Annotated in this window: 3 protein-coding genes; 2 read left to right on the top strand and 1 reads right to left on the bottom strand. The window is 47.1% G+C overall.

What is annotated here, in order from left to right; genetic code table 11:
• Positions 1 to 105, top strand: a 105-nt coding sequence (locus MWU61_RS19895; RefSeq protein WP_348486854.1) for an IS3 family transposase, incomplete at its 5' end; no start/stop codon positions are given.
• Positions 106 to 984: 879 nt separating this feature from the next.
• Positions 985 to 1,986: a site-specific integrase gene (locus MWU61_RS17195; RefSeq protein ID WP_247129696.1), complete on the top strand. Its 1,002-nt coding sequence runs from the start codon at positions 985 to 987 to the stop codon at positions 1,984 to 1,986.
• 274 nt (positions 1,987 to 2,260) lie between these two features.
• On the opposite strand, the gene MWU61_RS17190 is transcribed toward MWU61_RS17195, so the two are convergent.
• On the bottom strand, positions 2,261 to 5,239 hold the full coding sequence (locus MWU61_RS17190) for an ATP-binding protein (protein ID WP_247129695.1): 2,979 nt from the start codon (positions 5,237 to 5,239) through the stop codon (positions 2,261 to 2,263).
• Positions 5,240 to 6,000: the final 761 nt, after the last annotated feature.

Genomic DNA, 6,000 nt, shown 5'->3' with positions numbered 1-6,000 from the left:
GAGATGGCCATCTTCGAATATATCAATGGCTTCTACAATCCGCGCCGCCGACACTCAGCACTGGGCTGGAAAAGCCCCGTCGCTTTCGAACGGAAAGCGGCATAAACGAGCACTTGGGGCGGCACGAAAGCGCGACAGGTCCAATGTCTATCAATACCTGATGACGAGGCGCTTCGTGAAGAAACTGATTTGCGTTATATTGTGGATCATTCTCTCGAACGTAATTTTCACTGGCATAGTATGCTCTGAGCCCCTCTTCGGGATGATCAGGGTCAATATTGAGATTGATAAATGATTGTCGTATCGCAACCTCGTAATTGGATGGATCGGCATTGTTGCGAATGAAAAACCTTATTCTGGCAGCATTCGCTTCCGCTACAGACGAACCCATTTGAAATTCGCCCAAAGGTAAAACGATCATTTCGGGGCAAGTGATGCATTCTTGAAAGGACTCGAGCCGGCTCACCTCATCACCAGAGGCGGTCAGATAAGTTTCATCCGCCGTAACACAAGTTCCTGTCACCAGAAGGAATGTCGAACTCAAAAAATGTATGAGAATACGCATCAGTTTGCCAATAAAATCGTTCATCTACCAATTCTACTCAGATAAATGGTTTATCTATGGCAATGCTGACATTCGCGGCGTTGCAGAAAGATGCCACTTTGGGCTCGAACCCGACATTCGCCGCAGGTTGCTCCGATGACCACATGGATCGGTTCGTGAAATTCAAAGTGGCGCGCAGTTCCATTGAGATTTCGCGCACAAATAGGTTAGATCTCGGCCCGCGCTGGCAAGGGGTTTTACCGCGATTTAATCGCGCGCTGTACAGACCATAAAACCCGCCTCACATCAAAAAAACAGTTAACAATCTCAGTCAGTTAGAATGACATTTGTCATTTACTCTTGCCTAGCTTGTCACCGCACTGCCTCTTATCCTTACAGCACCTCTCGCAGGGAAACGTAACTCAGGAAGGCTGTAAAAGATGGGATTAAGGCTCTGCAAACCCAAAGGTTTGAAAAATTACTACGCCGTCGGATCGGTCGGCGGTTGGAAGGTCAGGAAAAGCCTAGGAACTGACAATTATAAAATCGCAAAAGAGCTACTAGCACACCTTGAATCGAAGCTCTTTAGAGAAATGATGGATGGCGAAACGCGTGGCATGACCTTTCGCGAGGCCGCAGAACTATATTTAAGAGATAAGCCGAATACCCGCTTCGTTGACCCTCTGATAGCACACTTTAAAGACAAACGACTTGCAGATTTTACGCCACTTTGCGTCCGGAACGCTGCAGATGAACTTTTGCCGGGAAGAAAGGCGAGCACCAAAAATCGTCAGGTTATCGGCGTCACCAGTGCGATTATAAACCATGCTGCCATGTTGACGGGTAGCAGACACATCAGAATTCAGAAGTTTTCTGTCGAAAAGCCCCAGCGCCGGACCGCGTCACCAGAATGGATTATCAAGTTCCAAAAGGCATCTCATGCTCGCGGCTTGCCCCATTTAGCAGCGCTATGCGCATTCATGGTCGAGACAGGCGCACGTCTTGGAGAGGTTACGCGGCTAAAGGGGGCGGACTTTGACTTTGAACACTGCGTCGTCAACCTTGGAATGACTAAGAATGGTGAGTACCAAAGCGCACTTATTTCAAAAGCGCTGGCCCGCGAAATTGCCCATTTGGACCACGCACATCCGTATGTTTTCGGATACGAAGGCAATTCAGGGGTTCACGGAATCTGGAGGAAAATCTGCGATGACGCGGGAATTGAGTATATCCCACCGCATCAGGCCGGTCGGCATAGCATGGCGACGCTGCTAAACAATCTAGGCTGGACCTCAAACGATATTGCGCGAGCGGGACGATGGAAAAGCCCCCGTATGGTTCAGGACGTCTACATTCACGCCGATGAAAAAGGACGTGAAGCGGCTGAATTGATAAGGAGTGCGCTCGAAGAAGTGCTGAAAGGATTGAGCGATCCTGAGTGAACGGCCCATTGCGGCCATTGAAAAGTGATCTGGGTTGCTGCGGTGCGGACAGTCAGACCGGACATTCGCTGCACATGCAGCGATTTCGCCACGATCCGCGCTGAACTGGTCACGGCATACACCCGTCACAGCTTTTGCGACGAAACCGCGGATTCGCTTTGCGAGAGTCTCAGGAGACCATCTATTTTCGGTGGCATGTGCTAGCTGTGGCAATCCCAGCCATAACGTAGCGGAATTTGTTGCAAAAATGCTCTGATTCAAAACCTTATAATCTTCACGAATCTGTATTTTTCTGCTTCTTATTTCGCTTTTTAACTTGGGCCATGGCTCGAAGCTCGAAGGCATCAAACTTGCTTCCCAGCTTTGCCCTAAGATCACTATAAACTCGATCAATCTCACATTTTGCATTCGGTATAAACGGCGCCCCAACCAACTCCATCCAGCGGTCGAATACAATCTGATCGTTGTTTTTTTGGGGGTTCAACTTTGAGGCATCAAGCTTGTGAAAGCTAATCACAGATTTTGTTGCCTCAGATTCTCCGAACGCTCTGCGCCAGTTAAGAATCTCCTGTGGTTCGACTAAATCATACGAAGTTTGGCTCAGCCATCCGGTGACTTTATCATTATTCAAAGCATCCAATACCTTAAGTGCTTCCTTGCCCGGCTTCATGTTAGAACGGATAAGGTCGGTAAACACCTGAGGAACATAGACGTTCTGATACTGACTGGACTGTTGAATTAGACTCGGAACCTCGCCACCTAACAACCTTGTCAATTTTCCTTTCATTGTGTGCTTTCTACCATAAAATTCATCGTTAGGCTCTTCGCAGTAGATCGCCTTCTTGATTGAAAGGCGATCCAGTAGTTCATGCGAGGTCAGCCGACCTTCGACACCACCGTAACGCACAATGGCATATTCCGGTGCGTATGCTTCAAGAAATAAATCATGATTGAGGACCTTGCCATCAGAACAATGAAACCACCTATGGTTGATTTTTCGGTAAGATGAACCTGAGGATAACCCTGCATATTTGGGGAACTCTTCCAAAGGAAAGTTGGCGCGATGAAATGCGCAAGTAAAAACAAACTCATCTGTTATCTCTCTAGCCAGATCTGCTGAGAAAGGTACGGTTTTCGAAGCGACTGAGTTTCGTTGAAGGTTTAGTGGAAACGTCCCTGACTTATCACCAACAGATAGTCTTGGAGTATCAAAAAGCGGAGTTTGAATTTCTAAACCTAATGACGAATGACCATAGCGACCTTCTCTAAGACCCGAGACGCGTATCTGGTTCACAGACAGCTCAGGAATCCCCGATTTGAACGTCCAATTAACTTCGAATTTTGGCGTCTCAAAATAGTTCCATGGCCCCTGAAGGCGATCAGTGGATGTTGGTAGAAAGCAACTCTCATCCCACGGTATTTCATCGTAATCATGGCAATAGGCTAGTTTTGGGTATTGCCCAAAATAATCGGCAAGCGTGTTCCAGCCCGCGTTGACCTTTGGACTGTACCCTTCTGGCAAAAGTCTCCCGATTTGTGACGCAAGCCTTTCCGGAACCTGCACAGTTATCCTTGTGCCTACCGGAGTTTTCTTCCGAACAACATTTATAGACTTTGTTTCGATCCCTGCCGAGAAAGACAAACCATTCTCCTCTGGCTCTGAGTAATGGCGTGTCTCAACTGTGATTGTATCTCCCAGCAAGAATGCAGCAAGTGCACCAACGCCAAAACGCCCGCTCCGCTGGATCTTCAGTGAGCCGTCATCGTTTTCGAACTTTTCTTTCCAAGCGTCGGAATTTCTAAACGATGCGCCAGCACGAAGAAAATAATTCTTCAGTATAGATGTCGACATTCCTACACCGCGATCAGTGAAAATAACTTTTTCAACTTTGGGCTTTCGACTCTCTCTACTGCTTTTCGTAGTTACAAAGTCAACCTGCACATCGCCAAGCAACCCATCCCAACTTTGAGGCTTCTCGATAACCCCCTGTTCAACCAACTGGTCAAGTTCCTTAACCGCATCAGTCGCATTTTGTACTAGCTCTCGTAGCCCCACAGAGATTTCGTTCCCATAGAGAGGACCCACAAGCAGCTTCAAAAGATCGCTTCCCGCCCCTTCAAAAGAGATGCTTTCCGGAATGTACTGGACCTTGTTTGCAAAAACTTCTGCGGGGTCTAAATTCGATTTGATCCTTCGAATTCGCAACCCAAGCGCACTTAATCCACTGTGCGACTGAAGGCCAAAAACTTCCCCAAGAACGGCCCATGATATATCTAACTCTCGCTGGAGGTCGGTTAACCAATACTTCAGTCTTAGGTAGGTTTGAACATCCTCTGGGTTTGCGGTGACGTCGATTGCTTCAGGATCATTTAGATTTGTGATATCCGTCACACATTGATGAACCGACCACTCTCGTGATGATATTGGACTGTTAAATTTTGTTACTTGAGTACGTGACGTCGGCGCTCGCTCACTTTGAATTTGCAAGTAATCTGCAATCCGCAGAGTCGTCATTAAGAACACGGGATGACAAGATCGCGTCTCAATCCTGCTGCTGTAGTTTTGGTCGAGATATGAGAATGTTTGTCTTAGCGCCATGCCATGGCTGCGGGCAACCAACCCACTCAAATCCGACCAAATGCTCTCGTCACTAGAGCCTGTGCCGCAGAATTCAGTCACAGTTCCATCAACTGACGGCATACCATAAAGAGCAATTTCATGACCAAGTCTTGGATGATGTTGTCGCAAGAACTCTCCGACGAGAAGATAATCGAATTCCCCCCAAGGCTCATCGAAACCGGGGAAATCCGTAATAGGTTGGAAGTTTGGGCCGAAGAGTTCTTCGAGCTTACGGTCGTCAAAACGTCGAGCATCGGCTAGGAAGGAAACCCACAATTCGTCCCAAGGAAGGTCACCAAAACCATCAATCGGACGCATTGGACCGTCTATCGAAATCAAAGTTCTAAAACCGTCTTTTGTGAGATGCATTCCGAGATCGTGAAGCATCACCGACACCGTCAACACACCGAAGTCTACGTCTGACATCAACTCAATAGATTTTGCGGTTGCTAAATCTATTGCCGTTTCTAACACGGCTTCGAAATGGGTTATGTCGTGATCGGTGTATTCAGGGAAAAAGACCATGTTATTTGCGGAGATGTGGTTATTGATCTTCGCTACAGCACTTTTCACAAATGCGTCCAAAGAGTAATTGTTTTTGATCCTGTCTAAGATCATTTCACTAATTTTCATACTTTCAAACTCACATCAGATTTTGAGATGCACCTTGAGCCAACATGATCGATAATGCCAGATATCTAAGCGATGTTTATTCTGCAGGACCGCTTCTTCAATGGCAGGTCTGAAATTTTACACCAGTAGCGAAGGTCATGCTAGCGCTCGCAAAACGATCGATATCAGACCTCAGCTTTACTGCAGCGTGCGGCATGAATGCACGGGGATTACGACCTATTGTATCCGCAAAGACATGTATTTAAGCAGCCACAGCTCGCGCTCCCGGCTCCCTACTCTGACTGGTTTTAAAGGTATTTAATATGGAGAAAATTTCCCTAACTAAGGGAGTAGTTCGCACCTTTTCGATGTCACTCTTCGTGACCTCAAATGCCCGTTTAAGGGAGTAGTTTTCAACCCTTTCGATGCTATTCTTTCTGACCCAAAAACTAGAAAAAATTGCACTTCGATGAAGTGTCAGCTAAACTGGCACATATCGATAAGTCACTGAAAACAAAGGAAAATGCGCACTCAAAAAGCGTTCACATTTTGAACATACGTTTTTAAAAGTTCTGATTATGTCATTAATTTCAATGGGTTAGGACCGACCCTACTTCCTTAGCAGGGGAGCGCCTTCGACCACTCGGCCACGTCTCCGTTGACCCGTTTAGCTGCGTGGATCGAAGGGGGCAAGGGGCTTTGGGAAGAAAGTGTGACGCCGCATACTTCGTCGTGATCTTAAACCGTTAACGTCCACTTCCTGGCGTGTAATTTGCGTGCAC

The organism is Loktanella sp. F6476L (assembly GCF_023015725.1).
In the GTDB taxonomy this organism is placed as follows: Bacteria; Pseudomonadota; Alphaproteobacteria; order Rhodobacterales; family Rhodobacteraceae; genus Yoonia.
Note: the sequence above shows the minus strand (reverse complement) of the source record. Positions and strands in the feature narration are given on the sequence as shown.